The sequence below is a fragment of the Rhizobium sp. 01T444 genome (genome assembly GCF_056398305.1).
Genome location: NZ_JBFTPD010000088.1, coordinates 1 through 1,141 on the forward strand (window position 1 = coordinate 1; position 1,141 = coordinate 1,141).

The window sequence follows — 1,141 nt, forward strand, 5'->3', positions numbered from 1 at the left end:
GACTGGCAACTGTGTTTGTCAGGTTGGATTGAACATCGTTTTGTCCCTTATCAGAGCGTTTGCGGTGGCGAGGATTTTTCGCGCGATGGCGATGATCATGACTTTGAAGGGCTTGCCCTTGGCAGCCATGGTCTGAGCCGTTCTGGCGAATGGTGTATTCAACCTATGTGCAACGAAAGCCGCCATGTAGAGCGCGTCGCGCACCCGCTTTCGCCCACCTCGGATGTGGCGTTGCCCGCGTTTGGTGCCGCTGTCGGCATTGAAGGGCGCAAGGCCGGCCAGCGCCGCCAGCGCCTTTGGCGAACTGCCGCCCAGTTCCGGCATGTGGGCAAGCAGTGTGAAGGCCGTCACCGTTCCGATACCCGGTATGGACAGAAGCCTGGCATTCTGCTCGCTCATGACCCGGTCTGCCCGCACGTGCTCGCGGCACGYCTGCTCGATCCTGATGATCTCAGCATCGAGCCAGACGAGATGGCTTTCGATACTGGCGCGTTGGGCGGGATCGGCGCCTTTGCGGCGGGTGCGTTCCTGCTGGCGCATGGCCACCAGCTGATCGCGCCGGCCATGCAGGTCGTAAAGCTTTCGGCGCGACGGATCGGGAGGCACGCTGACGGGCGGCGAAAGCGTCTGGCCCATGAGGGCCAGCAGGCGCGCATCGATGGCATCGGTCTTGGCCAAAAGGCCGAGCGCCTTGGCAAAGTCGCGGGCTCTGGCCGGATTGACCCGGCAATAGGGCCGATGAGCGTCTTCGAGCGCGACGCACAGCAGCCTGTCATAACGTCCGGTCGCTTCCAGGATGACCGTGACGTCACGCTCGGCCAGCGTCGCAAGCCAGGCGGCGATGGCCTCAGAGGTATTGGCTATGCGAACATGCTTCTGGGTCTGGTTATCGAAAAGATCCAGATGCGCCTTGGCGACGTCGCATCCGATGAAAACAGGGTGTATCATGGCAAGCCTCATCCTGTGCTACGAGGTCCGCGGCAACGGCCTCAATCAACTGTTCAGGTTGGGATTTTGAAGCGGGCGGAGGACCAAGAGCCAGCAAACGGTCTCTCACGACCAGGATTCCGACGGCCTTCCGCCCGCAACCCTTCTACCACAGTTCCAACACACAGGATTCCTGTGACAAGCACAGGAATGA

1 protein-coding gene is annotated in these 1,141 nt (G+C 61.2%); it reads right to left on the reverse strand.

Annotated features, from left to right (window positions below; genetic code table 11):
- Window positions 1-18: 18 nt before the first annotated feature.
- A complete protein-coding gene (locus AC1DTN_RS37250) occupies window positions 19-948 on the reverse strand; it encodes an IS110 family RNA-guided transposase (RefSeq protein ID WP_477925102.1) in 930 nt (309 codons plus the stop codon).
- Window positions 949-1,141: the final 193 nt, after the last annotated feature.